This window comes from Moorena sp. SIO2C4 (assembly GCF_010672485.1).
Taxonomy (GTDB): Bacteria; Cyanobacteriota; Cyanobacteriia; order Cyanobacteriales; family Coleofasciculaceae; genus Moorena; species Moorena producens.
This window is the reverse complement of sequence record NZ_JAAHGN010000716.1, coordinates 1-3,956: the sequence shown is the minus strand read 5'-3', so window position 1 is coordinate 3,956 and position 3,956 is coordinate 1. Positions and strand designations below refer to the sequence as shown.

Sequence of the window (3,956 nt, the reverse complement as noted above, 5' to 3'; positions counted from 1 at the left end):
ATAGCGCTGCTTGAGATGTAATACGGCGGTTTGCAATTTAGTGAGGTACAAAGTTCTGGGTTTTTAGGGAACAGGGAACAGGGAACAGGGAAGGGTCATCGAAATTCCGTGGTATTATAGGGCTCAATCGCTCTTTCATACTGTTCCCCAGAAGTTTCCTGTTACTTGTTTATCTTAATCCTATTTTCAGATTAAATCCTTCGATTAGCCATTGCTAAAGCAACAAAAATGATCACTATTTAATTTTTAATTAACTTCAATTTAAAATTAATACTTTATCTGAGGCTAGATAATGCTAATTATCCAAAAGTATGGTGGTACTTCGGTTGGATCAGTTGAAAGAATTAAAGCAGTTGCCCAGCGGGTGAAGCAAACAGTCCAAAATAATAATACTGTGGTGGTAGTGGTTTCGGCGATGGGTAAAACCACTGATGACTTGCTCAGTTTATCGAAGGCAGTCTCGACGAATCCCAGTGCTCGGGAGATGGATATGCTTCTGTCTACTGGAGAACAAGTATCAATTGCTTTGCTGAGTATGGCATTGCAGGAATTGGGACAACCGGCTATTTCTTTAACTGGGGCACAAGTAGGAATTATCACTGATGCTGAACACGGTCGTGCCAGGATTTTGGAAATTCAGCCAAAGCGAATTCAGCACTATCTCAATCAAGGAACAGTGGTAGTTGTAGCTGGATTTCAGGGTATGAGCAGTGGTGATAATTTTGAAATTACTACTCTAGGACGTGGCGGTTCAGATATATCAGCTGTGGCGTTAGGGGCTGCTTTAAAAGCAAATTTGTGTGAAATTTATACTGATGTTCCAGGCATTTTTACAACTGATCCTCGGATTGTACCAGAGGCACAATTAATCCCAGAAATTACTTGTGATGAAATGCTAGAGTTAGCCAGTTTAGGGGCAAAGGTGCTACATCCTAGGGCGGTAGAGATTGCTCGCAATTATGGCGTACCTTTGGTTGTACGTTCAAGCTGGAACAATGCACCAGGAACTAGGATAATTTCTCCGATAGCTAAACCTCGTTCTCTGAAAGGCTTGGAGATTAACAAGGCAGTATATGGGGTGGAATTGGAAACAAATCAGGTAAAAGTAGCCCGATGGCAAGGGCGGGATCGTTTAGGGGTAGCGGCAGGGTTATTTGGTGAAATTGCTCGTGAGAATCTGGATGTTAATCTGATTATTCAGTCAATTCAGGAGGACGATGCTAAGGATATTGCGTTGACGGTAGTGAACAGAGGTTTTGAACAAGGTGAGACTTTAGGAGCTGCAGTGAGTGAAACTAAACTCAAAAGACTTCTTGCAGAAGTCGGGAACAGGGAACAGGGAACAGGGAACAGTGGACAAGAATTGATCCAAACACTATCAGAAAAATACTTTTCGAAGATGTCTCAAGAGCTGATTACTTCTGCAGAGGTAGAAATGATGGTAGAGCAGAACATGGCAACAGTGGCAATTACTGGGACTGGTATGATTGGGCGTCCTGGGGTTGCAGCTAAAATGTTCTCTACTCTAGCAGAGGCGGGAGTTAATATTGAGATGATTTCTACCTCTGAGTTGAAGATCACCTGTGTGATTAATGCTGAGGTATGCGATCGCGCTGTTGCTGCTCTGTGTCAGGCTTTTGAGATTGATCGTTCTGTAGTGCTCGGACCTGATTCAATTCAGGAGTTTTCTACCGATTCAAGCCCATCCCCAGTATGCGGTGCTGTTCTTGATCTCAACCAAGCTTGTATCACAATTCGCCATGTCCGAGATCAACCGGGAATGGCAGCAAAACTCTTTGGACAACTGGCACAGGAAAATATTAGTGTTGATATGATTATTCAGTCTCAACGCTGTCAGAGGCTTAATGGTATCCCCACTTGTGATATTGCGTTTACGGTGGCCCAAGCTGATGCTGAAGCAGCATCCATGGCTTTAAAAGCTTTAGCACTAAGTATTGCTTGTGGGGAGATTATAGTGGATACAGACATCGCTAAAGTTAGTCTAGTTGGGGGTGGTATGGTGGCACAACCCCTGGTTGTGGCTCAGTTTTTTGAGGCATTAGCACAACAGCAAATAACTATTCAGATGATTACAAGTTCGGACACTAAAATTAGTTGTGTGGTTGCTCAAGAAGAAGGAGTTAAGGCTTTAAATGCAGTGCATAAGGGGAGCATCCCGGTGGTTAAAAACTATGCCCAAACCCCCAAGGGTTTGGCTACACCAGCAAAGCCGACCTACGCAGGTTAATCAGCACGCTAATTAGTCGGACACAATTATAGCGCTACGCGCAAGGGCTTTAGGCAAGAGGCAAAAGGCAAAAGTTCAATAAAACAGCGTTTCAGCTTTTATCAATGTCAAACACCTTAATTGGTAGTGCTATACTTCAAAAAATCAGGCAAAAATTAGGCAAAAATTAGGCAAAAATTAGGACAATAAAATCATGATCAAACTTTATGATTACCAGCTATCTGGCAATTGCTACAAAGTGCGGCTAATGCTTTCACTACTTGGGTTAGAACATGAGACTGTCTGGGTTGACCTGGACAATGGTGAACACAAATCTCCCGAGTTTCTGGAATTGAATTCCTTCGGACAAGTGCCAGTTCTCACCGATGGAGATTTAGTCTTTCAGGATGCCCAAGCTATTTTAGTCTATCTAGCACGGCGCTATGGTAGCGAAGACTGGCTGCCTTTGGAAGCTGAAGCCATGAGTCGAGTGATGCGCTGGCTATCTACAACTGCAGGAGAGATTCGCCAGGGTCCAGAGTTTGCCAGACTTTATTACAAGTTTAATGTAAAAACCGTTAACATCGAGGTAGCAACACAAAAGTCGGCAACTATCCTGACATTGCTCGACAACCACCTCAGTGATCGGGCATGGCTGGAACTGGATCACCCCACAATTGCCGATATTGCTTGCTTCCCCTATGTTAGTCTCTCACCAGACGCTAAGATTTCTCTAGATGCTTACCCCAATGTGGTGTCTTGGATGGAGCGGATTAAACAATTACCAGGCTACATTGCGATCGCGTAGCGTGGCCTACGGTCAATCCCATAGCGTGACCTACAGTCAATCCCGTAGCGTGACCTACAGTCAATCCCTTAGCGTTACCTACGGTCAATCCCTTAGTGTGGCCTACGGTCAATCCCATAATTTCGTCCCCACCATCAGCCCCTAACTGAATCACGTCACTGGCGCTAGCGGTATCCTTTTCAGGTAGTATGATGAATCTAGCGCCATTGATAGCATTTTCATTTATATTTCAGAACAATCGCGCAACACAATACAGTATCGACGAGGACGACTGATTATCCCTTCTTCCTCAAACTGCTTGATCAGCCTGGTGATGGTTACTCGTGTGGTACCAATCATCTCAGCTAGTTCTTGATGGGTCACTGGTATATCAATCAGTTGCCCACTACATACGGGACGACCAAACTTCCGGGCTAACCAACTCAAAAACTGTTGCAAACGCTGAGAGAGATACTCTTGAACCGGGATTAATCGGGGCAAACCCGGATTAAACGGTCAAGGTGCATTTTATTGTGGTCCGAGTGAGGAGTGGTCGTGCAGCAATTGGAGTCAAGCCTGCCACTCAGCTATCTGGACGTTCCTAGCATCTCGGCCAGGAGTTCCTTAAAAGCCCGAGCAAAGCTCATGCTTAGGGTCAAGCCATCCAAGCTCAACTGCATCAGCTAGACTCAGTCCCATACCTTTCAAGAAACGCGCGGTACGGCGCAGCAATACTGCCTGAACCTCGGTTTTGTTCATGTACCGGGAAATCTCCTTGTCTGCACCCCGAGCAAGGATGTTTTTGGCAGCATTGTGGTCAGCCTGTAACACGACCCCATCAAATCTGGTAAAGCTGTCCCCGCTCCTTTTCCCTAATAGGGTTCCAGTCACGAAGTCAACTTGCGACGTGTAACTAGGCTGGACTTCTGTTACAACCGACCC

Annotated in this window: 4 protein-coding genes and 1 pseudogene; 2 read left to right on the top strand and 3 right to left on the bottom strand. The window is 45.0% G+C overall.

All coding sequences use genetic code 11. The features are described from left to right. The first annotated feature begins 289 nt into the window (after window positions 1–289). Both F6K20_RS27770 and F6K20_RS27765 read left to right on the top strand, forming a co-directional pair. Window positions 290–2,248, top strand: coding sequence for an aspartate kinase (locus tag F6K20_RS27770; protein ID WP_287296828.1), 1,959 nt, complete (start codon window positions 290–292; stop codon window positions 2,246–2,248). Window positions 2,249–2,441: 193 nt separating this feature from the next. After that, on the top strand, window positions 2,442–3,035 hold the full coding sequence (locus tag F6K20_RS27765; protein ID WP_008185414.1) for a glutathione S-transferase family protein: 594 nt from the start codon (window positions 2,442–2,444) through the stop codon (window positions 3,033–3,035). Here the strand turns inward: F6K20_RS27765 and F6K20_RS27760 are convergent. The 3 genes and pseudogenes from F6K20_RS27760 to F6K20_RS27750 form a co-directional block, all read right to left on the bottom strand. Beyond that, window positions 3,001–3,153, bottom strand: a complete 153-nt coding sequence (locus F6K20_RS27760) for a hypothetical protein (RefSeq protein WP_287265972.1) — start codon at window positions 3,151–3,153, stop codon at window positions 3,001–3,003. The two genes, F6K20_RS27765 and F6K20_RS27760, sit on opposite strands and share 35 nt — an antisense overlap. Window positions 3,154–3,257: 104 nt before the next feature. Beyond that, window positions 3,258–3,515 carry a Crp/Fnr family transcriptional regulator gene (locus F6K20_RS27755; protein ID WP_287296826.1) on the bottom strand — a complete coding sequence of 86 codons (258 nt, stop codon included), beginning with the start codon at window positions 3,513–3,515 and terminating at the stop codon, window positions 3,258–3,260. Between the two features lie 123 nt (window positions 3,516–3,638). Continuing rightward, window positions 3,639–3,956 (bottom strand): annotated as a pseudogene (locus F6K20_RS27750) (transposase); the annotation flags it as partial.